The following is a 23,423-nucleotide window of genomic DNA, read 5'->3' on the forward strand; positions in this document are numbered from 1 at the left end:
AACGGCGGTGTCGCGAAACGGAGCGGTTTCAGGCGATGGGAGGACGCAACAACGAACCGGGCGTGGCCGGCGTGAATCCCGAATGGAGAGTCAGCGGCGCGAACCGCGCCTCCATTCTGGCGATGGACAGCGGCGCAGTGGCCGGCAACGTCACCGAGTGCGCACAGGCACAATGACAACCTGCTCCTTCACCCAGAAGACAGTCGTTCGCATCGTCAGCCGATAGCGTGCTGACGGCGGTATCTGCCAACGAGGTGATCGGGGCAGCAGCGGTCGCCGACGCGAATCGCAATCCGGGTCCATCGGCCACGCAGATCGACCCGCTGATCAGCTTGATCATCAGCACGGCCACGGCCAATACCCACAGACCGCGGTGGCGGCGCAGGCGAGTCAGCAGCGATGGAGTGGACCGATACATCCGCCGATCCTATACGACTGCCGCGCTGTTAGACAATTTCATTCAACCATCATTTGTCGATGGATCAGCGCGACTGTTGGCCATTGGTATCGATCACCACTTCGCCGTCTTCTTTGGTGAACGGCCTTGTCACCGGCGGCAGAATGTCCAGCACCACCTCCGAGGGTCGACACAGCCTTGTGCCACGTGGCGTCACCACAAACGGGCGGTTGATCAGAATCGGATGCTTCAACATGGCATCGATGATGACGTCATCGGTGATGCCGGACCCGCTCAATCCCAGGTCAGCGAAGGGCGTTCCCTTTTCGCGCAAGGCCTCGCGCGGCTTGAGCATGGCTTCGTCGATGAGCTTGAGCAGTTGTTCGCGACTGGGCGGCGTCTTGAGATATTCGATCACCGTGGGCTCGATGCCGACATGGCGGATCAACGCCAGCGTATTGCGCGAGGTACCGCAGTCAGGGTTGTGATAGATCGTGGCGGTCATCGGTGTTGCGGCACTCATCATCAGCAGGCTCCACTGGCACAGCAGCTGGTCTTGACCGGTTTCACCACGACCGGATCCGGCGCAGCTTCTTCGGTCACGCCAGCGGCGACCAACAAGGCGTGCGCTTCAGCTGCACCTTTGCGCTCGCTGTAGCGGTCGACCAGGTAGTCGCTGCGATCGCGCACCATCAGCGTGAACTTGAACAGCTCTTCCATCACGTCCACGACGCGATCGTAGAACGGCGATGGCTTCATCCGGCCGGTGTCGTCGAACTCCTGCCAAGCCTTGGCGACCGACGACTGGTTCGGGATGACCACCATACGCATCCAGCGGCCCAGCACGCGAAGTGCATTGACGACGTTGAACGATTGTGAGCCACCGCTGACCTGCATGACCGCCAAGGTGCGCCCTTGTGTTGGCCGCACGCTGCCTTCTTCCAGCGGCAACCAGTCGATCTGATTCTTGAACACCCCGGTCACCGAACCGTGACGTTCCGGGCTGATCCAGACCTGGCCCTCCGACCACAAGGACAGCGCCCGCAGCTCCTGCACTTTGGGATGCGTGTTGGGCACGCTGTCCAGAATGGGCAACTCATGCGGATCGAACACACGCGTTTCCGCGCCGAACTGGCGCAGGATGCGCTCGGCTTCCAAGGCCAACTTGCGACTGAACGACTGCGGGCGCAGGGAGCCATACAGGATCAGGATGCGTGGTGGATGGGTGGAGTCGGCCGGCAGGGCCAACTTGGCCAAGCTCGGCGTTTCCAGCGCATCGGCAGCAATGTGAGGCAGATCCTGCATCGTCATGAACACGGTTCCTGTTGCTTTGATTAAATGATTCTATCATTATGGAAATATAGAATCCAATCCGAGACCGTCATGCATCCGTGCCGCGTTCTGTTCATCTGCACGGGCAATTCCGCCCGCAGCATCCTGTCCGAAGCGACTCTCAACCATTTGGGCAAAGGCCGCTTTGAAGCCTTCAGCGCCGGCAGTCAGCCGACCGGCCGCGTCAATCCCAATGCGATCGAAGAGCTCAAGGCCTTCGGCATACCTACCGAAAGTCTCAACAGCAAGTCCTGGGATCGCTTCACCGGGGAAGGTGTGCCACCGCTGGATATCGTGATCACGGTCTGCGACAACGCCGCCAACGAGACGTGCCCGGTGCTATTCGGCGATTTCGTGAAGACCCATTGGGGTCAGCCCGATCCGGCGGCCGCCCACGGTGAAGGCGCCGCGATCGAAGCCTTCCGGCTTGCCCACACGCTCGTGCTTTATCGAGTCAACGCGTTGCTGAACCTGCCGGTGGAAACGATGAGCCGGGACGAGTTGAAGTTGGCCCTTGATCACATCGGCACCATCACCGACGCCGAAGAGGAACACGCATGAATCAGTTGTCTGCTGAAGTGCTCGACGCCGATCCGGATACGGCCAGTGGCAGCCGCATCGGCTTCTTCGAGCGCTACCTCACGGTCTGGGTCTTGCTGTGCATCATGGCGGGCACCGTTCTGGGTCACTGGCTGCCGGGTACCTTTGAAGCCTTGGGGGGCATGCAGGTCGCGCAGGTCAATCTGCCAGTGGCCGTGCTCATCTGGCTGATGATCATCCCGATGCTGTTGAAGATTGATTTCAGCGCGCTTGGTGGCGTGCGCCGTCAGTGGAAAGGCATCGGTGTCACGCTCTTCATCAACTGGGCGGTGAAGCCGTTCTCGATGGCACTGTTGGGATGGATCTTCATCCGCCACGTCTTCGCCGGCTACCTTCCCGCGGATCAGCTCGACTCCTACATCGCCGGCCTGATCCTGCTGGCCGCGGCGCCGTGCACGGCGATGGTGTTCGTGTGGAGCAATCTCTGCCACGGCGAGCCGAACTTCACGCTGAGCCAAGTCGCCTTGAACGACACGATCATGGTGGTGGCGTTTGCGCCGATCGTGGCGCTACTGCTGGGCATTTCCTCGATCACGGTGCCCTGGAACACGCTGCTGTTGTCGGTGCTGCTCTACATCGTGGTGCCCGTGGCCATCAGCGTGGCGCTTCGCCGTTGGGTGCTCTCGCGTGGCGGTGAGCCACAGCTGCAGAAACTGCTCCAGCGTCTGGGGCCGGCGTCCTTGTTCGCGCTGCTGGCCACCCTCGTGCTGCTGTTCGGATTCCAGGGCCAGCAGATCCTTGCCCAACCGGCAGTGATCGCGATGCTGGCCGTGCCGATCCTGATCCAGGTGTATTTCAACTCCGGCCTGGCTTACGTGCTCAATCGTCGGTTCGGTGTACCTCATTGCGTGGCCGGACCCTCGGCGCTGATTGGTGCCAGCAACTTTTTCGAGCTGGCTGTTGCCACCGCGGTGGGCCTCTTCGGCGTGCACTCTGGCGCCGCGCTGGCCACGGTGGTTGGCGTCCTGATCGAAGTGCCGGTGATGTTGTCGGTGGTTCGCATCGTCAACGGCAGCAAGCGTTGGTATGAATCACCGCAGGCTTGAGCGGAGCATCGTCATGCAAGGTCATTACAACGTGTTGTTCGTGTGCACCGGTAACTCGGCGCGCAGCATTCTGGCCGAGGCGACCGTTCATCACTTTGGCCGCGATCGTTTTCATGGCTACAGTGCCGGAAGCCAGCCCAAAGGCTTCGTTTATCCCCAGACACTGGACGTGCTCAAAGCCGTGGACCTTCCCGTTGACGGACTGCGCAGCAAGAGCTGGGCGGAGTTCACGACACCGGATGCCCCAGTGATGGATTTCGTGATCACCGTGTGTGACCAGGTGGCCGGTGAGGTTTGCCCCGCGTGGCCGGGTGCGCCGATCACCGCGCACTGGAGCATCCCTGATCCGGCGAAGGCGCAAGGCGATGAGGCCACCGTTTACAAAGCCTTCGTGCTGGCCCGGAACCTTCTGCAACAACGGATCAGCTTGCTACTCAACTTGAACGTCGCGGCTCTGGATCGGCTCGCACTGTCGAGCCGGCTCGATGCGATTGGAAAAGCGCCCAGTAACGACGCGGCCGGTTGATCCGGTGGTGAGCGCAAGCACTACACTGCGAAGGCATGCCAATCCGCACCGTTCTGAGATGGCTACTCGCACTATGCAAACCAAACAAGTCCTCGCGATCCTTTCGGCGCTGGCCCAAGAGTCGCGGTTAGCGGTCTATCGGCTGTTGATCGAACACGCACCGGACGGTCTCGCCGCCAGTGTGATTGCTGAGAAGCTCGGGTTGGCTAATGCGACGCTCTCCTTTCATCTGAAGGAGCTGTCGCACGCCGGCCTTGTGACCAGCCAGCAGAGTGGACGTTTCATCTACTACGCCCCTGTGATCGAGGCCATGAACGATCTCATCGGCTATCTCACAGACCATTGCTGCAGTCAGTCCAACGGCAGCTGTGGAGTCGACAAGACTTCGTGCAAGCCGTCAACGGCTACCACCAAATCGCGAAGCAAGGCCAGAACAGCCTGACGGGCGGAATTTTGCGACCGCTATTCGCAGCAGGATTTCTGCTGCTGGATCGGCGGGCACGAAACATTGCCGTAGGAGCAAAACACGCAACAGTCACCGGCTTTCGGCCGGAGCAGCTCGCCGCAGCTCGCGCAGTCGTAAAAGAACTGGCAGGCGTCAGTCGGCATAGTCTCGACAACCTGGTGGCCGCAATGCGGGCAGGTCAGCGTGCTCTGCAGGATGAGCTCGGTCGTCATGTGTTTCGCCGGAAAAATGAGGGTGAAGTGTCGGCAGAGTCTTCGCTGTGCGCGTATCTATCGTGTCGATTCAGCGGGCGTCCACGGTATCACTGACTGTGCGGCAGGATGCGCTGGGTGCTGGCGCCAGTAGATCGCGGATCGACACGGCCACCATCAGCAGCAGGCCCGGATAGAGCAGCCATCCAGTGCGATGGCCACTGGCCCGCATCACAAATACCGCCGCCAGCACCAGCAACGGGCCGAGCATGCCGAGCGCGGCACGCGGCCACTGCCGGTGACTGAGCCAGCCCAGCGCGTTGGCGAGCAGCGCGATGGCAGCAAACCCCGGCAGCAGGATGCGGATGAACAGGCCTTCGTACGGGCTCAGCACCCCCAGCCCGATCGCCGCACCGAGGCTGGCCAGGGCGGGAAAGCAATTCACGCAGGCCGCCGCCGAGACGGCACTGCCGATCAGTCCGGCCTTGTCAGCCAGCCGGGTAAGCAAGGACATGGGGTCTCCTTTCGCACGGGATGCCAGTGGTCTAAGGTATTCCCGTAGTCAAGTACGGAGTCAAGCCCATGCCCTCCAGGCAAGATACGTTTTCCATCGGTGCTTTCGCCAAGGCAGCCGGAGTCAATGTCGAGACGATCCGCTTCTATCAGCGCAAGCGCCTATTGACGGAACCCGCGCGTCCGCCGGGCGGCATCCGTCGCTACGGAAACGCGGAGGTCGCCCGGGTGAAATTCGTGAAATCCGCGCAGCGTTTGGGGTTCAGCCTCGATGAAGTGGCGCAGCTGCTGCGATTGGAGGACGGCACCCATTGCACGGAAGCGGCCAGTCTGGCCGCGCTGCGGCTGGCCGATGTACGCAACCGGCTGGCCGACCTCACACGCATGGAGACGGCCCTCGCTATGCTCGTCGAACAATGCGGTGCGCGTCAGCGCAGCGTGTCCTGCCCGCTGATCGCCTCGCTGCATGCCTGCTGAAATGACAACAGGCAGGACGCGGGTGAAGCACTTCGGCTAGATGTTGCAGCCCGGCGGCATGCGCCGCCGGGTCGCGTTGATCAGTTTCGGGTTGTGCCAAGTGAGTGGGTGTCACGACACTGTGACGATTACCGTGAGGAACGAAACACCGTCATTTCGACCATCTCCCCCGTCGACGCAATGCCGTCCTCAATCGTGGCCCGTGACGAATGAGCGGTGAGAATCTCATCGATTCGGATGGACCCACTCCTCCTTTCACTGGAATAAGTGTTTCCCTTAGCGGCATCGCCAAAGCGCGTCACCCGGTACACCACAAACTCGTTACCGATGGCGATGTGGTCGGCCGACCCCACATCAATCAGCACGGTGTGATCCGATTGCTCCAAAACGTGTCCTTGAACAACGACCTGATCTTGCTGCACAGCGGAGCTAGCGCAGCCACCGAGCGTCGTCCCGGCGACGCCGAGCACGATGAGGGTAGCGATAGTGCGCCACATGTGAATTCTCCTACGCCATTTCTGAGCGTTGCTCTTAAGGCTGCACGGGTTTGATTGAGGTCACCGTGCTGTCCATGCCCGCTGGGTGCAGCGTGAACTGCACCTTGTCGCCGACCTTCGCGGCCTTGAGCAGATCCGGTGAGGCAACCTTGAAAGCCATGGTCATCGCCGGCCAGCCAATGGAGGTAATCGCCTCGTGCTGCAGCGTGATGGTGTTCTTGACTGTGTCGATTGCCTTGACGATGCCAGTGCCTTGCGCGTCAGCCGGTTTGGCGTCGTGCTGCATGCCGGTCATGCCAGGCATGTTCGGGTCCATCTGCTGGGCGGCGGCCATGGTGGAGGTGGCGATCAGCGCGCCGGTGAGTGCGAGGATGAGGAGATGCTTTTTCATGGGTCAGTTTCCTTGCGGGTGGGAGTGAAGTGAGGTGTCTGTTTTGCTGGCTTGGCGCAATCGATAACGAACCAGCAGGCGAAACGCGGCAGGCAGTACGAGCATGGTCAACAACGGGGCGGTGAGCATGCCGCCGATCATCGGGGCAGCGATGCGCTGCATGACTTCCGAGCCGGCGCCGTGACCGAGCAGGATCGGGAACAGGCCGGCGAGGATCACCGCGACGGTCATGGCCAGGGGCCGCACACGCTGCACGGCACCTTCGCGAATGGCTTCATCCAGTGCGTCGAAACCCGCCTGCGGATCGCGCGCGAGCTGTCGATCCCAAGCATGACGCAGGTACAGCAGCATCACCACACCGAACTCGGCGGCGACACCGGCCAGCGCGATGAAACCGATGATCGTGGCCACCGACACGGCGTGACCGAGCAGCCAGATCAGCCACAGACCGCCGACCAGCGCCAGCGGCACACTGGCCATGATCAGCGCCGCTTCGCTCACGCGCCGGAAGACGGCGTAGATCAACAAGAAGATGATGACCAAGGCGATCGGCACCACCAGCTTGAGCCGCTGCATGGCACTGGCCAGATATTCAAACTGGCCGGACCACGCCACGGTCGTCCCCGGTGGCAAGGTCACCTGTTGCGCCACCGCACGCTGCAGATCCGCGACCACGCCACCGAGGTTGCCGCCGGTTGTGTCGACGTAGACATAGGTGGCCAACTGACCGTCCTCGCTTTTCAGCATCGACGGCCCCGCCACCACGGCGATGTCGGCCACCTGGCTCAACGTGAGTTGGGCACCGTTGGCGGCGACGATGGGTAGCTGGCGTAAGGCTTCGACCGAATCACGCGCGGCACGCGGGTAGCGCACGACGATCGGATAGCGCTCGCGTCCTTCGACGGTCTGGTCGATCGGATCGCCGCCCACGACGGTCGCAATCCACTGCTGCAGCTGCTGTTGGGACAACCCATAACGGGCCGCGGCATCGCGACGGATGTGCACATCGACGTACCGACCGCTGGTTGGGCGCTCGGCAATCGCCGAGCTGACGCCCGGTACGGTCTTCGCCACCGCCTCGATGCGATCGGCCACGGCCTGCATCGTGGCCAGATCGGTACCCAGAACCTTGATGCCGATCGGGCTCTTGATGCCGGTGGAGAGCATGTCGATGCGATTGCGGATCGGCGGCACGAACAGGTTCGTGAGGCCCGGCACATGGACGGCCTTGTTCAGCTCAGCCTTGATCTTGTCCATCGTCATACCCGGCCGCCACTGATCCTTCGGCTTGAACGTGATCGTGGTCTCGAACATTTCCAGCGGTGCCGGATCGGTGGCGGTGTCGGCGCGCCCGGCCTTGCCGAACACGTGATCGACCTCGGGCACGGTCTTGATCATGCGATCAGTGAGCTGCAGCAGTTGCGATGCCTTGCCGGCGGACAAGCCCGGCAACGCCGTGGGCATGTACAACAGCGTGCCTTCATCCATCGCCGGCATGAACTCGCTGCCGAGTCGGCTCATCGGCACGATGGCGGTGAGCAACAGCACACCGGCCAACAACAGCGTCGCTTTCGGATAGCGCAGCACCGTTTCGAGGACTGGCCGATAACCGTGCATCAAGCCGCGATTGAGTGGGTTGGCGCGCTCGGCACGGATGCGTCCGCGCACCAGATAGCCCATCAGCACCGGCACCAGGGTCACGGCCAGCCCGGCCGCTGCCGCCATCGAGTAGGTCTTGGTGAAGGCCAGCGGTTTGAACAGCTTGCCTTCCTGACCTTGCAGCGCGAATACCGGTACAAACGACAACGCGATCACCAACAGGCTCACGAACAGCGCCGGCCCCACCTCGGCGGTGGACTCGGCGATCAGCGACCAGCGTGCGGCTCCTTGCGGATCCTCGCCGTCGTGCGCCTCGCGCCACTGTTCCAGATGCTTGTGCGTGTTCTCGATCATCACGATCGCCGCATCAACCATCGCACCGATGGCGATCGCGATACCGCCAAGCGACATCAGGTTCGCCGATACGCCCTGCAGGTTCATCACGATAAACGCGGTCAGCACACCCAGCGGCAGCGTGATCACCGCCACCAATGCCGAGCGCAGATGACCGAGGAACAACACACAGACCAGCGCGACGATCAGGAACTCTTCCAGCAACTTGCCCCAGAGGTTCTCCACCGCGGCATCAATCAGTCGCGAGCGATCGTAGGTGGGCACGATCTCGACGCCGGCCGGCAGGCTGCGCTGCAATTCCGCCAGCCGTGCTTTCACGGCGGCAATGGTGGTTTTGGCGTTCTTGCCCGTGCGCATCACGATGATGCCGCCAACCACTTCACCTTGACCGTCCAGCTCGGCGAGACCGCGGCGGAACGTCGGGCCGCGCCGCACCGTCGCCACGTCGCGCAGCAGCACCGGCACGCCACCGGAGTTGGTCGTGATGGGCACGCTTTCGAAGTCCGCGCGGCTCTTCAGATAGCCTTCGCTGCGCACCATCAGTTCCGCTTCGCCCTGTTCGATCACCGAGCCGCCGTTGGCACCGTTCGCGCTGCGGATGGCATCGACCAACTGCGTCACGGTGATCCCGCGCGCCGCCAGCGCCTGTGGATCGGGCACGATCTGCCAGGCGCGCTCCATGCCGCCCAGGGTGGCGACCTCGGCAACATTCGGCACTGTCTTGAGCTGATAGCGCAGGAACCAATCCTGCAGCGCGCGTAACTGGCCAAGATCGTGCTGGCCGGTACGGTCGACCAGGGCGTATTCGTAGATCCAGCCCAATCCAGTGGCATCGGGGCCGAGCGCCGGCGTGACGCCGGCAGGCAGGCGATCCCTTGCCTGGCTCAGATACTCCAGTACACGCGAACGCGCCCAGTACAGATCGGTGCTGTCGTCGAACAGCACGTCGACGTAGGAGTCGCCGAAGAACGAAAAGGCGCGCACGGTCGTCGCGCCGGGTACCGACAGCATGGTGGTGGCCAGCGGATAGGTGACCTGATCCTCGACCACCTGTGGCGACTGGCCCGGGTAGCTGGTGCGAATGATCACCTGGGTGTCGGATAGATCAGGCAGCGCGTCGACCGACGTATGCAGCGCGGAGAACACACCGACCGCCGCCAGTGCCAGCGCGGCCAACAGCACGAACACCCGATGGGCGATCGACGCACGGATCAGGGCGGCGATCATGGTTTGTCTCCCATCGGCATGCCCGGCATTGGCGCACTGGTCGCCGGTGCCGGAGGCACCGAGGAGTCATTCAGACGCTCCAGCGCACCGGACAGGCTTGCCTCCGAATCGATCAGGAACTGGCCGGAGACCACCACTTTCTCGCCACCCGTGAGGCCATCGAGAATTTCCGTATAGCCGCCGGCCGCGCGGCCGGCACGCACCGTTACGGCACGGAAGTGACCATCCCCCTCGGCGAGAATGACTCGCGTGTGAGTGCCCGTCGCGATCAGCGCATCGTCCGGCACCACCGGCATAGCCGCGTCGGGAGTCGGTTTGAGCTGCACGGTGGCGAACATGCCCGGGCTCAAGGCGCCATCGGGATTGGCGAGCACGATGCGGGCTCGCTGGGTGCGCGTCATCGCATCCACATCCGGCAGCAAGGTTTCCACTGTGCCGTGAAACGATCGCCCCGGGAGCGCATCGACCGTGACGGTGACTGGCGTGCCGCTGCGCACCGTGCCGGCTGCCGCCTGCGGCAGGGCGGCCTCGATCCACACGGTGGACAGACCATTCACGGTCATCAGGGTCTGGCCCGCCGTAACGCGTTGGCCTTCGCGCACATCCAGTGTCGTGACGACGCCTGCCTGCGGGGCGTGCAGTGTGATTGCCGCACCCGAGCCATGACGCGACGACTGTATATCTGCCGGCGTCAGGCCCAGCACCTGCAAGCGTTCCCGCGAGGCCGCGCGAAGGTCTTTCGCGTCGGTCGATTGTGCTTGTTGAAGTGCACCGTATTCGGCCAGCGCGCTGTTCCATTGCGGCGCCAGCAACTCGGCTAGCGGTGCACCCGCAGCAACCGTGGTGTATGGCGCACGCACATCGAGTTTGCTGATCACGGCATCGACCCGCGCGCTGATGGTGGTGGCCTGGCGAAGATCCCACGTGACCGTGCCCGGCACCTGGATCGCGGAGGCCAGCACGCGACGCTCGACCGGCGCGGTACGCACACCCAGGTTTTGCACCGTCGCCGGGTCGATTCGGACGACGTCCCTGGCGGCACCGTCGTCAGCGTATTTGGGCACCATCTGCATACCCATCGACGACAGCCCGGGCTCGTCGGAATGCTGTGTGGGCACCATCGGGTCGTACCAGTACAGGATTTTTTTGCCACCGGCGTCTGGCGCGGATGTCGCGGCGCTGGTCGATGACCGAGGCGATGGGTGGCGACCACCGAGATAGCCAATCAGGAGCAGCATGACCGCCAGCAACGCGGCAGTGAGCATCATCAGTGCGCGCTTCATGGCGTCGTCTCCGAAGTAGGTAATAGATAGGCCAGCGAGGCCCATAACCGGGCGCGGGCGGCCAGCGCATCGGCATAACTCAGACGCAATTCAATCTCGTCGCGACGGGCATCCAGCCATGGCTGCAACATGCCGCCACCGCGGTAGCCGGCCAGCGCCGTGGTGGCGCGATCCCGATCCAGCGGAAGCAAGGTGTCCTGGTAGCGCTGGATTTGTCGGTTCCATCCTTGCCATGTCGCTACCGCCCGTGTCACTGCCTCTACCTGCGCGCGACGGGCGTCTTCATGCGCGGCCTGCACGGCGTCCCATTGCGCCTGTTTTGCGCTGATGCCGCGATCCTGACGGTTGCGAGTGAACAGCGGCAGGCTCACGCCCACCTGCAACGTCACCATGTCCGACAGGTAGGGCGCACGTTTCCCGTACATGATGCTAACGCTCCAGTCGGGATGTTTGGCCGCACGCGCCTGGTCCAGCGCGGCTTGCGCGACCTGTTCGCGCGCCTGCCACGCCTGCATCGGCGCTTGCTGATCGATGTGCTGTTCCAGGTGATCCGCCGTGACCGGCAATTGACCAAAATCCGGTGCTTCGGCCAGGTCGGAAACGCCGGGTCCAAGCCAGCGCGCCAGACCCGCCTGGGCGGCGGCGAGGTCCGCATCAACGGCCTCCAGACGATTGTCCAGCGTGGCGGCTTCGGCCCGCGTGGCTAGCGCGTCGGTCGCAGTGCCTTCACCGCCACGCAATCGCGCCTGGGTGAATTGCACGGCCAGTGCGCTCTCGCTGCGTAACGCGACCAGCAGCGCGCGCTTCTGTTGGATCGCCCACAGATCGACCCACGCATCGGCGATGCGTTCCTGCACCGTTTGCGCCGTGCCTGCGCGATCGGCCTCGGCGGCACCGATCTGCGCAGCGGCCAGACCGCGCTCGGCGTCGCGCGCCGCTCGCGAGGGAATCGTCTGCATCACCCCGACGGTGCGCATGGTCATCGTGTCCGAGCGCAGACTGAACGCGCCCGGATCAGTGACGGGATAGTTGGATACGCCGAACGTGAGCGACGGATCGGGAAGTTGCCCGGCACGGGCGGCTTCCTCGCGCATCGCATCGATATCGGCGTCACGAGCCGTCAACAGCGGTGCCTGCGTCACACCGCGCTGCACCGCCGCTTCAAGCGTCAGCGGCCGATCAGCGGCGTACGCCGCCGTCGCCATCGCCCAACCCAGGACGACGGCCAAGCTCGGCGCATGGCACCGGGCGAAAGAAAGGAAACCCATGATGGAGCACTCCCATGATCTAGCTTGCGTCGCACCCGGACGGACACGACGACACCGCGGTCGAACCCGCCGTGCGCTAGATCAGGAGAGAGCAGAACAACAACAAGGCCGATGGCGGAGGCGCACGCAGTTGGTAACGCCGCTCGGGCTCCGCCGTGGCCTGTGTTTGCATGGCCATCACGGGCAACACCGGCGGCAACGCCGTCAGTACATTGGGAGGCACCGACAGCGGGCGGGCATCGCTCGGAGCAGAGGCATCGGAGGCGCAATGCTTGGCACACAACAGCCGATCGGCCGGTGCGTGCCGCATCTCCGGGCACGTGGTGGCCATGGAAGCATCCCTGGCGGATGTACTCATGGCCATGGCCGGACCCATCATGCCCGACGGCATCGTGCAGGCGTAGGCGGCCAGGGCCGACTGCAGGCCGAGCATGAACAACACACTCCCGAGCAGCAGCCAGCGCGTCAGGCGTGCGCGACGGAGGTCGCGCAAGCGCCAGCGGCGTGGCATTAGTCTCGGCTGTGGGATGTGGGTCATGGTGATGGCGATCTTACTGCGGCGGCATCGGCAGCGAATGGCCGTTGGCGTCGAGCACGTCGAGCACCATCATCAACCCGCCACCGCCTTGCTGCTCCTGGTTGTTGTTGGTGGTGTGGTGCGGAATATGGCAGTGCACCAGCCAACGCCCTGGCTTGCGCGCGGTCCAGATCACGTCGTACCGCTGGCCGGGGCCGACATTCACGGTGTCCGCCTGGAACTGTGCATCCTTGGGCAGATCCACGCCATCACGGGCCACCACGGTGAACGGGCCGCCGTGGATGTGCATGGGGTGCACGAAATTGGTGTTGCTGCCGATGAAGCGGATCTTGATCGTTTCGCCCACACGCATCTTCACCGTGTCGGTCGACGGGTACGCCTTGCCATTGATTGTGAAGTAGTTGGGCAGACCGCCTTCCATGTTCATCGCCGGATAGGTGATGCCGTCACGGGCCAGCCATTCCTGCAGCAGGAGGGTGTACTCATGATCGGCTTTCACTTCTTTCGCCGGATCGGCTGCGGCGGTTACCTCTTCTGGCGGCAGATGCAACGAGGCGAGGCGTTTGAGATTCTCCGGATTATGCGTGGGGCGTACGATCAGCGCGCCGTAAAGGCCCAGGCTTTGCTGGCGGTCCGGGTGGTCGTGCGAGTGATAGAAATAGGTGCCGACCTGGGGCACGACGTAGTCGTAGGTGTAGGTCGCACCGGGCGCGATTGGCTTCTGCGTGACGACAGCCGGGCCGTCCATCGCGTTGGGCACGATCAGACCATGCCAGTGCAGCGTGGTCGACTCGGGCAGATGGTTGGTCACCACGAAGCGCACGTGATCTCCCTGTTCGAGTTCAATGCGCGGGCCCGGCACCTGGCGATTGACCGCATAGGCGTTCACCGGTCGATCCGCGAGGATGCTCCACTGGATCACTTCGAGGTTGAAATGAAACACCTTCACCCCGTCGACGATCTGCGGCTGTAGAAGTTGGTCACCTTGAGCGCTGACGGGTGCTGTATATACGCTTTCGCGTGGATCGATACCCGCCATGTCACGCATGGTCGCGGCCGGGGTTTCCTGCGTGGTGATCATGCCCGGCGGCATGATCAGCTTGCCGACCTCGTGTGCGGACAGCCGCATGTTGACGAAGGCGGAGGGCAAGGTCATGCCGGCGATCAGCATCAGGCTGGTGAAGCCGGTAACCGCCAGGAGTTGCGCGCGTGTCGGTGTCTTGCCGCCGTCGTGCATGCCGTGGCTGGAGGACGCGTCGTGCTTGCCGTCCTCCATTCCCATGTCCGCCGGCATCACATGGCCGGCGGGCATCGACGCCATCGCGCCATGATCGTGTGACGCGTTCTTCGCCGCCTGCGGTGGTTTATCGTGCGGGGCGGGGGCATCAGCGCGCACCGTCATCAGCCCGTGCTTCATCCCGCGCGACACCAGCCACACGTTGACCGGATAGGTCACTGCATACCCGGCCGTGACACCCAGCGACATCACGAACCAGAACAGCGGCTCACCCGGCCACATCGCGCGCATGTCGCGCCCCATCATCAGAAGCACCATGACCGGTGCCATGCCGGCCATCATCGCGTTCATCGAAATGAATTCCGGCATGAACGATTTGCGCACGTTCTCAAGGTACGAGCCGCCCATCATCTTGCGCATGAACAGCGACTGGAAAATCAGCAGACCAAACAGGAAGCCGGCGGCGTATTCGACGAGCAGGTCGGCCCACATCGGCAGGCCGATCAGGGAAACCACCACAGCGGCGAGAATGATGCCGGTCGCATCACCAGCGACACAGTGCACGGCTGAGCCCACGCCCTGTTTCCACAGCGGCTGCACGAACGCTTCATGGGTGCCTGGTGCCGGCTCCTTGTCGGCCATCACGTAGAGCAGCAAACCGATCGGTCCCATGTACAGCGTAATCAACACAAACCCCCACTTCATCACCGTGGGTTCGGGATTGCCGCGGAATTGATCCCACGCCACATAGATCGCCGAGAGCACCGCGATGGCAAGCCACGCGTAGACAAAAATATCGATCGGCTGCAGGAGCATCATCACTCTCCAAACCATTCTGGGATGTCAGGGGCACATGCTGTGCGAGCGTGGCCGGCACACGAACGGACAATTCGTCCACCGGCCACGGCGATCACGCCTTCGGACCGTGGCTGGCAAAGACACGGGACGATCCATCCCTTCCGATCAACACCACGTCATAGTGCTCCGGCGCGCCCATCTCCATGCCCGGCGAGCCGATCGGCATGCCTGGTGCCGCCAAGCCTCGGGCATCCGGGTGCTCGGCGAGCAGCCGGCGGATGTCTTCCACCGGCACATGCCCTTCGATGACGTAACCGCCGATCAGCGCCGTATGGCAGGACGTGGCGTCGGCCGGCACACCGAGCCGCGTCTTCACTGCCGTCATCGCTTGGTCCTCATGTACCGTGACGGCGTAGCCCTGCGTGCGCAGATAGGAAATCCACGCGCCGCAACAGCCGCACGAGGGATCGCGGTAGACATCGATGGCATTCGCGGCCATCGCCAACGGCGAAAATACGGCGGCAAACAGGGCGAAACCACCCAGTCGGGAAAGCCATCGCTTCATGGTCATTCTCCCGATACCGGTGCGGACTGCCACTGGATGGACACGATTTTCCAGTCCTTGCCGTCTTTCTTGAGGCTAAGCAATTCGCGACTGCGGATCGCGACGGGCTTGCCGTTGGCCGTGGTGTGGATGTTGCTTTCGCTGCCGACCATCGCGGTGTCGCCCATCGGCATGGAACCCAGCGAGACCGGCGTGATCTTGGCACTCTTCAGAAACGCGATGTCCTCGCCCAGGTGACCGTTCGCATAGTCGTCGCGCGTCTGGGTGTGACCGCCTTCGCTGATGGTGACGTTGGATGCCAGCAACGCGAGCACCCCCGCTCGATCACCGTGCTGCAAGGCTGTGTGGAATGCTTGCGCCACGGCCTCGGCTGCTGCTACCGCCTTCGGCTTCATGCCGTCCAGCGACAGCGGTGTCTCAGCCGCAGGTGCGGTGGCGGCTGCATGATCGTGGTCGTCTTCCGGAGCCGCGTCATGGTTGTGACCGGCTTCACCTGACATCACCATGTCCTTCATGTCGGCAGCACCGGCGTCCTCGTCGGCGGCCCCACCGTGGCTATGATTGTGGCCACCCTCGTCGCCCATATCCATGTCTTCATCCGGCGGTGCCTTAGCTACGATGTCCTTGTATTGCTGCGGTGTCATGCCCGGCAGTTTCTGCAGGAACGCGACCATGCTCCAGATGGTCGGATCATCGTGGCTGCCGCCCCATGCCGGCATCGCGCTCATCTTGATGCCGTGCTTGATGATCCAGAACGCGTCCTTCGGGTCGACTCGCACCTGCGACAGGTTCGGCGGCTGCGGATACAGGCCGGGACGAAGTTCCGAGTCCTTCATGCCGGGCTTGAGATGGCACTGGGTGCACATCGCGGCATACTGGCCGGCCCCTTTCAGGATCAGCTGCGGGTCGCTGAGGTCAGGTACCGTGAGGTCTTCCGAGCGCACATGGATGGAGCGCTCACGCAGGGTCTGCAGCACCGCAAAAACCGGCTTGGTGTGGTGGTCGTCGGCACCGATGTTGTAGATGCCGGAGTACACGAACGCACCGGCACCGATGGCAAGAACACCCAGGACAACGGCGACGGTGATGCTGTGATGCTTGATATGTTGTTTCATGATGTTTCCCCTTAAAACCAGATGCGAACGCCGGCCACGATCTGCCGGTCGAGAACGGGTTGATGATCCTGCCGTGCGTAGTCGGCCGTGGTGCCGATGCGGCGCACCCAGTTCACGCCGATGTAGGGCGCGAACTGTCGGCGGATCTCATAGCGCAGCCGCAAGCCGAACTGGACGTCGGACACACCGCTACCGATCCGGCGCTGCGGATCGTTCTTGCCGTACAGGTTGATTTCCGCTTCCGGCTGCAGGATCAACCGCTGGGTGAAGAGCATTTCGTAGTCCGCGCGCAAGCGGGCACCGGTGCGACCGGAAGCCCCGACGTAACCCGTCGCTTCCACTTCAAACCAGTACGGTGCCAGGCCCTGCACACCGAACGCGGCCCACGTGCGCTTCGGGCCTTCACCCAGATCCTGCCGTGCACCCAGCTGGGTGCTCCAGAACGTGGCGACGTTGTGGTTCCAGAACGCCTCTAGGTCACCGTCTTCGAGTTTGCCGCGGCTTTGCTCGCCCTCGGTGCGTACCCATAGTTTGTTTTCGTCGTTGCCGTACCAGCCCTCGGCTTCCCAACTCTGCCCATTCGCATCGCGGCCGTGGAAGGCTTCCAACTGATCGATCAACAGCATGCCCAGCGACGCGTTGTCGGCCATGTCCATGCCTTTCATGGAGCCGTAACCGATGCCATCGGAGTAGTCGGGACTGCGCGCGTTCGGCGGCGGACTACCGCCCTGCATGGGACCCATCGTCATGCCAGGCATCGCGCCCATGCCGGTCATGTCGCCTTGTCCCTTTTGCGGCATCGCGCCGTGATCCATGCCGGCCATGCCGCTGTGATCCATCCCTGGCATCGCCTGCGAACTCATGCCGGGCATCGATGAATGATCCATCCCCGACATGCCACCGGTGGGTGCCGCCGATGCGGCTGGCCTGGCCGGCATCGGCATGTTCGACATCGTGCTGTGGTCCATGCCCGGCATGGCGCTGTGATCCATGCCCGTCATGTCGTCCATGATGTGGGAAGCTGGTGTCGGGGGAGCAGAGACGGGTTTCTTCTTGGCTTTCTTGGCGGGCGCTTTCTTGGCGGGCGCTTTCGTGGCCGGTTTCGCGGCGCTACTGGCGGGAGCCGGCATCGTCATACCGGCCATGCTGCCGTGATCCATGCCCGGCATCGAACTCATGTCCATCGACGATGTGCTGCTGGACGCGGGCACGCTCTGCGCCGTAGCGGCCAGCGGCAAAGCCAGCAGCAGTGCAGCCAGCAGTGCCGAGCGGCGCGGCGCGGTTGAGGTGTTTCGACGATTCACTTTCATGACACGACCACCTCGCGGAACATGCCCGCTTCCATGTGATACAGCAGGTGGCAGTGGTAGGCCCAGCGCCCTGGATTGTCGGCCGACACCGCATAGGTGATGCGCTGGGCGGGCTGCACGTTGATGGTGTGCTTGCGCACCTGGAACTGGCCTTCGGGATTCTCCATCTCGCTCCACATGCCATGCAGGTGGATCGGATGGTTCATCATGGTGTCGTTGACCAGCACGATGCGCAGGCGCTCGCCACTGTTGAAATGCACCGGCTTGGCGTCGGAGAACTTCACGCCGTCGAACGACCAGATGAAGCGCTCCATGTTGCCGGTCAGGTGCAGCTCAATCTCGCGACTGGGCTCGCGCGCGTCGATCGGCCCACCGATCGTGTGCAGGTCGGCGTAGGTCAGCACCCGGCGGCCGTTGTCGCGCAGGCCGATGCCTGGATCATCGAGATTGGTGCGCGGCATGTCCACGTGCATGTCGACACCGGGGCCGTATTCGGTGCGGGCGTGGCGCACCACGGGTGCGGCAGCGGTTGCCATGCCCGGCATCGCGCCATGATCCATGCCGGCCATGCCCGGCATGCCGCTCATGTCCGACATGCCTTGCATGCCGCCGTGACCGGAACCACCCATCGCCATCGCGCCCATCATGTCCTGCATGGCCAACCACTGGATGGGGTCGGGCTTGGGTACGTCCGCTTCCATGCCAGCACGTGGTGCCAAAGTGCCGCGGGCGTAGCCGGTGCGGTCGATCGACTGGGCAAACAGCGTGTAGGCGCGTTCGTCCTGCGGCTCGACGATGACGTCGTAGGTCTCGGCCACCGAGATGCGGAATTCGTCGACCGACACTGGCTCGATGTCCTGGCCATCGGCCGAGATCACCGTCATTTTCAGGCCCGGAATGCGCACGTCGAAAATCGTCTGCGCCGAACCGTTGATGAAGCGCAGCCGGATCTTCTCGCCGGGCTTGAAGATGCCGGTCCAGTTGCCGGCCGGTGCCGCACCGTTCATCAGGTAGGTATAAGTGTAGCCGGAGACGTCGCCGAAATCGGTCGGGTTCATGCGCATCTCGTTCCACATCTTGCGCATGGCCAAAGCTTGACTCAACCCTTTCTCGCGCACATCGCGAAAGAAATCCGGCACGGTGGGCTGGGCGAAGTTGTAGTAGTCGCTCTGCTTCTTGAGCTTGGCGAAAATCCGTTCGGGATTTTCGTCGGTCCAGTCGTTGAGCATCACGACGTAGTCGCGATCGGTCGGATGGCGGTCCGGACCGGCCGGTTCAATCACCAGCGGGCCGTACAAGCCGGTCTGTTCCTGAAAGCCCGAGTGCGAGTGATACCAGTAGGTGCCCGACTGGCGCACCTGGAACCGGTAGACGAAGGTTTCGCCGGGCGCAATGCCGTCGAAACTGATGCCGGGCACACCGTCCTCCTGAAACGGCAGGATGATGCCGTGCCAGTGGATCGAGGTGGGTACGCGCAACCGGTTGGTCACGCGCAGGTTCACCGTGGTGCCTTCCTTCCAGCGCAGGATAGGGCCGGGAATACCGCCGTTGACCGTGGTGGCCAGGCGCGTGGCACCGGTGTAGTTGACCGGGGTTTCGGCGATATCCAGCGCGAAGTCGGTGCCGCTCAGCACCGTGGGCTGGCCGGGACTCGTCAACGCCCAAGCGTTGGAAGGGCGCAACAGGCCGAGACCGGCGACGGCACCGCCGATGGCGACGCCTTGGACGAAACGTCGCCGCGACAAATCTGCCGGGGGCGGGGGAAACAGGTTCATGGACTCTCTCCAGGGCAGGCGGTATCGATCATGCCGATACCGATCACAGCCGATTGCTTGCGATCATCGACACACGACGATCGCCAGCAAAGCTCATCAACAACGAGGGAGAGTCAGACCGCCGGTGGTCGCAACGGAGGGGCGGTATTCAACGAGGGCGCGTTACTGGGCAGCGGCATGGCGTAACGGGCGGTGATTGCGGACGAGACCAAAACCACCGCCGGTTCGGGTGGCAAGGTGGTGCTGCACATCGCGGCACAATTGCAGGTGTGACCGGTCATACCGCCGCAGCAACCGGCCTGATCGTCGCAACAGGATCGAGCTGCCTTGTTGGCGGCCACGTGGTGATGACAGTGTTCACTGGCCGCCGCGACCGTTGTGTGCATGGGATGGGAATGAGGCATTCCCGTCATGCCCATCGGTGCAGCGGCCAATGAGTTGATGACCAGCATCAGCCACGCCAGCACGCCCATCGCCCGGAGGCGACGTGAACGAGCGAGCTGACGTAGCGAGAAGGTCATGAGGTGAGCTTACCCTTGCAATCAGGCCTCCTCAACTCTGGATGAGGGTTCAGGTCGTTCACGGCTTGCTGAAGCCCATATGTAACGTGATCTTGTCACCCGTTTTCAAGCTGGCCATGGCGGACGGCGGGAAATGCACCTTCAAAGCCATACCTTCGGTCGTCACGTCGACCACACCGGTTTTCGCATCCGCCGCCGTCACGGTCGCCGGCATCTTGTGCATACCCATCATGTTGCCGTGCATACCTTTCATGTCCGAGTGCATGGCACCCATCTTGTCCATGCCGCTGGTGGGCGTGCTGTCTTGGGCCACAGCGATACCACTGATGGCCAGTGTGAGCGCGAGTGAACCGAGTAGTTTGTGCGAAATGCTCATGTGACCGTCTCCAACAATAAGTTGCCAGACGCAACAAACCAACGGTGCGCCTGGCTATGTGAAAGCGGTTTGAAATTTAGGTCCTTCCGGGATTCCCGTGGGTAGCTGGGGATAGGAGGATGGGCGGGAGCGGTGAGCGGAGCCCGTCCAATGCGCGATGTAGAGCTATACCGGCAGATCCTTGGTCTATCAGCACCCTGGCGAGTAGCGGATGTTCATCTGGATCTACCAGGGAATCGGGTTGAGGTAGAGGTGGATCATCCGGAGGGATGTCGCTGGCGTTGCCCCAAGTGCGACCAGGAACTGCCGGTCCATGACCATGCGCCGGCGCGCGCTTGGCGCCACTTGGATACCTGCCAGCTGCAGACGATCCTCAAGGCACGGGTGCCTCGTGTTCGCTGCCCGGATCACGGCGTGGTGCAGGTCGCGGTGCCTTGGGCCGAGCCACGCTCTCGCTTCACGTTGCTGATGGAGCGCTGGATCATCGACGTGCTGCAGCAGTGCGCCACGGTCAGTGGCACCTGCCGGCTGCTGCATCTGTCCTGGGACGAGGTGTTCGGCGTCATGGAGCGAGCGGTGCGCCGTGGTCAGTCGCGCAAGGGGCCGCTGTCGCTGCGTCGGATCGGCGTGGATGAAAAGGCGTTCCGCAAAGGCCATTCGTACACGACCATTGTCAGTGACGTGGATCGTTCCACCATCGAGTACATGGCAGATGAGCGCACGCGTGGATCGCTGGCAGAGTTCTACGAGACCCTGACGCCGGAGCAGTGTGAGCACATCCAGGCGGTGGCCATGGACATGTGGGATCCCTATTTCCAGGCCACCGTGTCGCATGTCCCCGCGGCCACCGACAAGATCGTCTTCGATCGCTTCCACATCATGCAGCACATGGGGCAAGCCGTGGATGCGGTACGCAAGGCAGAGCATCGGGCCCTGCGCGCGACCGGGGACAACACCTTGGCGCGAACCAAATACCTGTGGCTCTACAGCCGGGAAAACCTGCCCCAGCAGCGACGGCATCAACTGCGTGACCTGATGGGGCAGAACCTCAAGGTGGCTCGTGCCTGGGCGATCAAGGAGGCCTTGCGCCACCTGTGGTCCTACCGGCGTGAGGCATGGGCACGCCGTTACTTCAAACACTGGTTCCACTGGGCCACGCACAGCCGCCTGGAGCCCATCCGGCAAGTTGCCCACATGCTCAAGCGGCGTCTGGACAACATAGTCACCTACTGTCGCCTACGCATCACCAACGCCGTCGCCGAAGGCATCAACAGCAAGCTCATGGCCATCAAGCGCCGGGCCTGCGGTTACCGCAACCCCGAACACTTCAAGACCGCCGCCTACTTCTTCTGCGGCGGCCTCGATGTTTACCCACGCTAAAGCCGGAAGGACCGAAATTTAAGCGTTTATGCTCAGTACTGTGGAAAGCCGCCTATCCCGATAGGTGCCTCGCCAGATAACGCTCCTGAACGACTGTTTCGATCGCATTCGGTCGTGCTGCGCGTACACGTTTGACCACTTCAGTTCTCTGGAGATCTGCTGGACCGGCACAGTGATCACAATTGGTTACGCGGATCACGAACAGCATTACGATCACGACAAGTTTCGCTGGTCAAGATCAGTCGATCTTAATCATAGGGTCGGCAAGCTAATCATTGCCGGTTGTCTGATCACCTCGGCCCGGTCCCAGTGATCATTCTCATCGGTGTGCGCAGCTTCGGCTGATATGTGCTTCTAAATCGGAGTGACCTTCCGGGATGCAGCACCTTTCCTAGTGCTGCGCACCGGGTCATTCAAGAGGTCCGCCCACTCCTGCATCATCGCCTTGCGCTCATCCATGTACTCAGCATGGTTGTAGCTCGCGCGCACCTTGTCGCGTTCGGCGTGCGCCAGCTGACGTTCGATCACGTCTGAGCGATAACCCATCTCATTGAGGATAGTCGACGCCGTGGCGCGGAACCCGTGAGCCGAGAAACCGATACTGTCCTTGCCATTGAATCCCATGCGCTCCAGTGCGCGATTCAAGGTAGTGGCCGTCATGTACTCCTTTGGCCTGCGGTAGTTCGGGAACAAGGCATCACGCCCTCCCGTGTAGGTCTGCAACTCACGCAACAGGCTCACAGCCTGCTTCGACAATGGGACGATGTGTGGTTCGCGCATCTTCATGCGCTCTGCGGGTATTCGCCATTCGGCGTTGTCCAAGTCGAACTCCGACCACTCGGCCTTGCGAAGCTCGACGGTGCGAACAAAGGTAAGCAGCATCAGTCGTAGTGCGATTACGGTTGTGCGATACCCACCGTACTTTCCCAACGCTTTGGTGAAGTCGACGATCTGACTGCGTGAAAGCGGCTTGTGATGTTCGACCTTCGGGCGATGAATGGCCCCTTTCAATGCGGCCGCGGGATCGCCTTCGGCGCGCAGCGTGGCAACGGCATACCTGAAGATGGCCGAAGACCACTGGCGAACCAACAAGGCAACCGTCTCGGCTCCCCGCCCTTCGATGCGACGGATGATTTCAAGCAGGTGTGCCGCCGTTACGCTGCGAATCGGCAACCTGCCCACATAGGGAAATACATCTGACTCCAGGAACCGCTCCACCTGGCGTAGGTAGTACGGCGTCCACCCGGAAGATTTCTTGGAAATCCACTCCTTCGCAACAGCCTCGAACGTGTTCGCGTTCGCCGCATGGTTCGATAGCCGTTCGGCCTGTCGGCTGTGTGAGGGATGAATACTTTGCTTGACCAGTGCCCGCGCCTTGCCGTGCTCGGCCCGCACCTCGGCAAGAGCGATGCTCGGGTAATCCCCGATGGCGAAAACATTCTCCTTGCCAGCGATGCGATAGCGAAAACGCCACAGCTTCGCCCCGGTCGGACGCACTTCGAGATAGAGGCCACCACCATCCGCCAGCTTGATGGGCTTTGGACCAGGTTTGGTATTGCGGATCTTGGCGTCAGTCAGCGACATGGTGCGGGTATCGAACTTTGGTACCCGCAACGGTACCCGCAATTTCTATGGCTTACA

25 protein-coding genes are annotated in these 23,423 nt (G+C 62.6%); 6 read left to right on the forward strand and 19 right to left on the reverse strand.

Going from position 1 to position 23,423, the window contains the following annotated elements; all coding sequences use genetic code 11:
* Nucleotides 1-28: 28 nt before the first annotated feature.
* The 3 genes from ACVCMB_RS09100 to arsH all read right to left on the reverse strand — a co-directional run bounded on the left by ACVCMB_RS09100 (nt 29) and on the right by arsH (nt 1,708).
* Complete coding sequence (locus tag ACVCMB_RS09100; protein ID WP_447106726.1) at nt 29-418, reverse strand: hypothetical protein; 390 nt, start codon at nt 416-418, stop codon at nt 29-31.
* Between the two features lie 64 nt (nt 419-482).
* Nucleotides 483-902 carry an arsenate reductase (glutaredoxin) gene (arsC, locus tag ACVCMB_RS09105; RefSeq protein ID WP_447107154.1) on the reverse strand — a complete coding sequence of 140 codons (420 nt, stop codon included), beginning with the start codon at nt 900-902 and terminating at the stop codon, nt 483-485.
* Nucleotides 903-922: 20 nt separating this feature from the next.
* Nucleotides 923-1,708 (reverse strand): arsenical resistance protein ArsH, encoded by a 786-nt coding sequence (gene arsH, locus ACVCMB_RS09110; protein WP_447106727.1) that lies wholly within the window; start codon nt 1,706-1,708, stop codon nt 923-925.
* 72 nt (nt 1,709-1,780) lie between these two features.
* Here arsH and ACVCMB_RS09115 point away from each other — a divergent pair, with 72 nt between their 5' ends.
* The 4 genes from ACVCMB_RS09115 to ACVCMB_RS09130 all read left to right on the forward strand — a co-directional run bounded on the left by ACVCMB_RS09115 (nt 1,781) and on the right by ACVCMB_RS09130 (nt 4,343).
* Nucleotides 1,781-2,290: an arsenate reductase ArsC gene (locus ACVCMB_RS09115; protein ID WP_447106728.1), complete on the forward strand. Its 510-nt coding sequence runs from the start codon at nt 1,781-1,783 to the stop codon at nt 2,288-2,290.
* Entirely contained in the window at nt 2,287-3,375 is a 1,089-nt protein-coding gene (gene arsB / locus ACVCMB_RS09120) for an ACR3 family arsenite efflux transporter (protein ID WP_447106729.1), read from the forward strand. The genes ACVCMB_RS09115 and arsB overlap by 4 nt, the downstream gene beginning before the upstream one ends.
* 13 nt (nt 3,376-3,388) lie before the next feature.
* The gene (locus tag ACVCMB_RS09125) at nt 3,389-3,901 is read left to right on the forward strand and encodes an arsenate reductase ArsC (protein ID WP_447106730.1); all 513 of its coding nucleotides are present in this window, start codon (nt 3,389-3,391) and stop codon (nt 3,899-3,901) included.
* A gap of 73 nt (nt 3,902-3,974) precedes the next feature.
* Nucleotides 3,975-4,343 (forward strand): ArsR/SmtB family transcription factor, encoded by a 369-nt coding sequence (locus ACVCMB_RS09130; RefSeq protein WP_447106731.1) that lies wholly within the window; start codon nt 3,975-3,977, stop codon nt 4,341-4,343.
* 20 nt (nt 4,344-4,363) lie between these two features.
* On the opposite strand, the gene ACVCMB_RS09135 is transcribed toward ACVCMB_RS09130, so the two are convergent.
* Nucleotides 4,364-4,579 (reverse strand): GDCCVxC domain-containing (seleno)protein, encoded by a 216-nt coding sequence (locus tag ACVCMB_RS09135; RefSeq protein ID WP_447106732.1) that lies wholly within the window; start codon nt 4,577-4,579, stop codon nt 4,364-4,366.
* A gap of 70 nt (nt 4,580-4,649) precedes the next feature.
* Nucleotides 4,650-5,072 carry an organomercurial transporter MerC gene (gene merC, locus ACVCMB_RS09140; protein ID WP_447106733.1) on the reverse strand — a complete coding sequence of 141 codons (423 nt, stop codon included), beginning with the start codon at nt 5,070-5,072 and terminating at the stop codon, nt 4,650-4,652.
* A 68-nt stretch (nt 5,073-5,140) separates the two neighbouring features.
* On the opposite strand from merC, the gene merR reads away from it, so the two are divergent.
* Complete coding sequence (gene merR / locus ACVCMB_RS09145; protein WP_447106734.1) at nt 5,141-5,548, forward strand: Hg(II)-responsive transcriptional regulator; 408 nt, start codon at nt 5,141-5,143, stop codon at nt 5,546-5,548.
* A 128-nt stretch (nt 5,549-5,676) separates the two neighbouring features.
* Here merR and ACVCMB_RS09150 read toward each other — a convergent pair whose 3' ends face one another.
* The 13 genes from ACVCMB_RS09150 to ACVCMB_RS09210 form a co-directional block, all read right to left on the reverse strand.
* The gene (locus tag ACVCMB_RS09150; RefSeq protein ID WP_447106735.1) at nt 5,677-6,045 is read right to left on the reverse strand and encodes a hypothetical protein; all 369 of its coding nucleotides are present in this window, start codon (nt 6,043-6,045) and stop codon (nt 5,677-5,679) included.
* Between the two features lie 34 nt (nt 6,046-6,079).
* Complete coding sequence (locus tag ACVCMB_RS09155) at nt 6,080-6,436, reverse strand: copper-binding protein (RefSeq protein WP_447106736.1); 357 nt, start codon at nt 6,434-6,436, stop codon at nt 6,080-6,082.
* Nucleotides 6,437-6,439: 3 nt separating this feature from the next.
* Nucleotides 6,440-9,616, reverse strand: coding sequence for an efflux RND transporter permease subunit (locus ACVCMB_RS09160; protein WP_447106737.1), 3,177 nt, complete (start codon nt 9,614-9,616; stop codon nt 6,440-6,442).
* The gene (locus ACVCMB_RS09165; RefSeq protein ID WP_447106738.1) at nt 9,613-10,899 is read right to left on the reverse strand and encodes an efflux RND transporter periplasmic adaptor subunit; all 1,287 of its coding nucleotides are present in this window, start codon (nt 10,897-10,899) and stop codon (nt 9,613-9,615) included. The genes ACVCMB_RS09160 and ACVCMB_RS09165 overlap by 4 nt, the downstream gene beginning before the upstream one ends.
* Nucleotides 10,896-12,167 carry a TolC family protein gene (locus tag ACVCMB_RS09170; RefSeq protein ID WP_447106739.1) on the reverse strand — a complete coding sequence of 424 codons (1,272 nt, stop codon included), beginning with the start codon at nt 12,165-12,167 and terminating at the stop codon, nt 10,896-10,898. Before ACVCMB_RS09170 ends, ACVCMB_RS09165 begins: the two co-directional genes overlap by 4 nt.
* 76 nt (nt 12,168-12,243) lie before the next feature.
* Nucleotides 12,244-12,600 (reverse strand): hypothetical protein, encoded by a 357-nt coding sequence (locus tag ACVCMB_RS09175; RefSeq protein ID WP_447106740.1) that lies wholly within the window; start codon nt 12,598-12,600, stop codon nt 12,244-12,246.
* Between the two features lie 118 nt (nt 12,601-12,718).
* Nucleotides 12,719-14,761, reverse strand: a complete 2,043-nt coding sequence (locus tag ACVCMB_RS09180) for a DUF4396 domain-containing protein (RefSeq protein WP_447106741.1) — start codon at nt 14,759-14,761, stop codon at nt 12,719-12,721.
* Between the two features lie 91 nt (nt 14,762-14,852).
* A complete protein-coding gene (locus ACVCMB_RS09185; RefSeq protein WP_447107155.1) occupies nt 14,853-15,305 on the reverse strand; it encodes a DUF411 domain-containing protein in 453 nt (150 codons plus the stop codon).
* Nucleotides 15,306-15,307: 2 nt separating this feature from the next.
* Nucleotides 15,308-16,420 carry a c-type cytochrome gene (locus tag ACVCMB_RS09190; protein WP_447106742.1) on the reverse strand — a complete coding sequence of 371 codons (1,113 nt, stop codon included), beginning with the start codon at nt 16,418-16,420 and terminating at the stop codon, nt 15,308-15,310.
* A gap of 11 nt (nt 16,421-16,431) precedes the next feature.
* Nucleotides 16,432-17,730: a copper resistance protein B gene (locus tag ACVCMB_RS09195; protein WP_447106743.1), complete on the reverse strand. Its 1,299-nt coding sequence runs from the start codon at nt 17,728-17,730 to the stop codon at nt 16,432-16,434.
* Nucleotides 17,727-19,505 carry a copper resistance system multicopper oxidase gene (locus tag ACVCMB_RS09200; RefSeq protein ID WP_447106744.1) on the reverse strand — a complete coding sequence of 593 codons (1,779 nt, stop codon included), beginning with the start codon at nt 19,503-19,505 and terminating at the stop codon, nt 17,727-17,729. The genes ACVCMB_RS09195 and ACVCMB_RS09200 overlap by 4 nt, the downstream gene beginning before the upstream one ends.
* 113 nt (nt 19,506-19,618) lie before the next feature.
* Nucleotides 19,619-20,026 carry a hypothetical protein gene (locus tag ACVCMB_RS09205; RefSeq protein ID WP_447106745.1) on the reverse strand — a complete coding sequence of 136 codons (408 nt, stop codon included), beginning with the start codon at nt 20,024-20,026 and terminating at the stop codon, nt 19,619-19,621.
* Nucleotides 20,027-20,084: 58 nt separating this feature from the next.
* The gene (locus ACVCMB_RS09210; RefSeq protein ID WP_447106746.1) at nt 20,085-20,402 is read right to left on the reverse strand and encodes a hypothetical protein; all 318 of its coding nucleotides are present in this window, start codon (nt 20,400-20,402) and stop codon (nt 20,085-20,087) included.
* A gap of 150 nt (nt 20,403-20,552) precedes the next feature.
* Between ACVCMB_RS09210 and ACVCMB_RS09215 the strand changes: the two genes are divergently transcribed.
* Nucleotides 20,553-21,782: an ISL3 family transposase gene (locus ACVCMB_RS09215; protein WP_395118704.1), complete on the forward strand. Its 1,230-nt coding sequence runs from the start codon at nt 20,553-20,555 to the stop codon at nt 21,780-21,782.
* Between the two features lie 354 nt (nt 21,783-22,136).
* Here ACVCMB_RS09215 and ACVCMB_RS09220 read toward each other — a convergent pair whose 3' ends face one another.
* Nucleotides 22,137-23,366: a tyrosine-type recombinase/integrase gene (locus ACVCMB_RS09220; RefSeq protein ID WP_447106747.1), complete on the reverse strand. Its 1,230-nt coding sequence runs from the start codon at nt 23,364-23,366 to the stop codon at nt 22,137-22,139.
* Nucleotides 23,367-23,423: the final 57 nt, after the last annotated feature.

The sequence above is a fragment of the Rhodanobacter sp. UC4443_H10 genome, from assembly GCF_052978325.1.

Excerpts from the sequence above, each read along its gene's own strand:
- ACVCMB_RS09185 (WP_447107155.1), bottom strand. The coding sequence starts at position 15,305 with ATGAAGCGATGGCTTTCCCGACTGGGTGGTTTCGCCCTGTTTGCCGCC.
- ACVCMB_RS09220 (WP_447106747.1), bottom strand. The coding sequence starts at position 23,366 with ATGTCGCTGACTGACGCCAAGATCCGCAATACCAAACCTGGTCCAAAG.
- ACVCMB_RS09150 (WP_447106735.1), bottom strand. The coding sequence starts at position 6,045 with ATGTGGCGCACTATCGCTACCCTCATCGTGCTCGGCGTCGCCGGGACG.
- ACVCMB_RS09100 (WP_447106726.1), bottom strand. The coding sequence starts at position 418 with ATGTATCGGTCCACTCCATCGCTGCTGACTCGCCTGCGCCGCCACCGC.
- ACVCMB_RS09130 (WP_447106731.1), top strand. The coding sequence starts at position 3,975 with ATGCAAACCAAACAAGTCCTCGCGATCCTTTCGGCGCTGGCCCAAGAG.
- arsH (WP_447106727.1), bottom strand. The coding sequence starts at position 1,708 with ATGACGATGCAGGATCTGCCTCACATTGCTGCCGATGCGCTGGAAACG.
- ACVCMB_RS09135 (WP_447106732.1), bottom strand. The coding sequence starts at position 4,579 with ATGACGACCGAGCTCATCCTGCAGAGCACGCTGACCTGCCCGCATTGC.
- ACVCMB_RS09180 (WP_447106741.1), bottom strand. The coding sequence starts at position 14,761 with ATGATGCTCCTGCAGCCGATCGATATTTTTGTCTACGCGTGGCTTGCC.
- ACVCMB_RS09170 (WP_447106739.1), bottom strand. The coding sequence starts at position 12,167 with ATGGGTTTCCTTTCTTTCGCCCGGTGCCATGCGCCGAGCTTGGCCGTC.
- ACVCMB_RS09165 (WP_447106738.1), bottom strand. The coding sequence starts at position 10,899 with ATGAAGCGCGCACTGATGATGCTCACTGCCGCGTTGCTGGCGGTCATG.
- ACVCMB_RS09190 (WP_447106742.1), bottom strand. The coding sequence starts at position 16,420 with ATGAAACAACATATCAAGCATCACAGCATCACCGTCGCCGTTGTCCTG.
- ACVCMB_RS09210 (WP_447106746.1), bottom strand. The coding sequence starts at position 20,402 with ATGAGCATTTCGCACAAACTACTCGGTTCACTCGCGCTCACACTGGCC.
- ACVCMB_RS09160 (WP_447106737.1), bottom strand. The coding sequence starts at position 9,616 with ATGATCGCCGCCCTGATCCGTGCGTCGATCGCCCATCGGGTGTTCGTG.
- ACVCMB_RS09200 (WP_447106744.1), bottom strand. The coding sequence starts at position 19,505 with ATGAACCTGTTTCCCCCGCCCCCGGCAGATTTGTCGCGGCGACGTTTC.
- arsC (WP_447107154.1), bottom strand. The coding sequence starts at position 902 with ATGACCGCCACGATCTATCACAACCCTGACTGCGGTACCTCGCGCAAT.
- merR (WP_447106734.1), top strand. The coding sequence starts at position 5,141 with ATGCCCTCCAGGCAAGATACGTTTTCCATCGGTGCTTTCGCCAAGGCA.
- ACVCMB_RS09125 (WP_447106730.1), top strand. The coding sequence starts at position 3,389 with ATGCAAGGTCATTACAACGTGTTGTTCGTGTGCACCGGTAACTCGGCG.
- ACVCMB_RS09175 (WP_447106740.1), bottom strand. The coding sequence starts at position 12,600 with ATGCTCGGCCTGCAGTCGGCCCTGGCCGCCTACGCCTGCACGATGCCG.
- ACVCMB_RS09215 (WP_395118704.1), top strand. The coding sequence starts at position 20,553 with ATGCGCGATGTAGAGCTATACCGGCAGATCCTTGGTCTATCAGCACCC.
- ACVCMB_RS09205 (WP_447106745.1), bottom strand. The coding sequence starts at position 20,026 with ATGACCTTCTCGCTACGTCAGCTCGCTCGTTCACGTCGCCTCCGGGCG.
- arsB (WP_447106729.1), top strand. The coding sequence starts at position 2,287 with ATGAATCAGTTGTCTGCTGAAGTGCTCGACGCCGATCCGGATACGGCC.
- merC (WP_447106733.1), bottom strand. The coding sequence starts at position 5,072 with ATGTCCTTGCTTACCCGGCTGGCTGACAAGGCCGGACTGATCGGCAGT.
- ACVCMB_RS09195 (WP_447106743.1), bottom strand. The coding sequence starts at position 17,730 with ATGAAAGTGAATCGTCGAAACACCTCAACCGCGCCGCGCCGCTCGGCA.
- ACVCMB_RS09155 (WP_447106736.1), bottom strand. The coding sequence starts at position 6,436 with ATGAAAAAGCATCTCCTCATCCTCGCACTCACCGGCGCGCTGATCGCC.
- ACVCMB_RS09115 (WP_447106728.1), top strand. The coding sequence starts at position 1,781 with ATGCATCCGTGCCGCGTTCTGTTCATCTGCACGGGCAATTCCGCCCGC.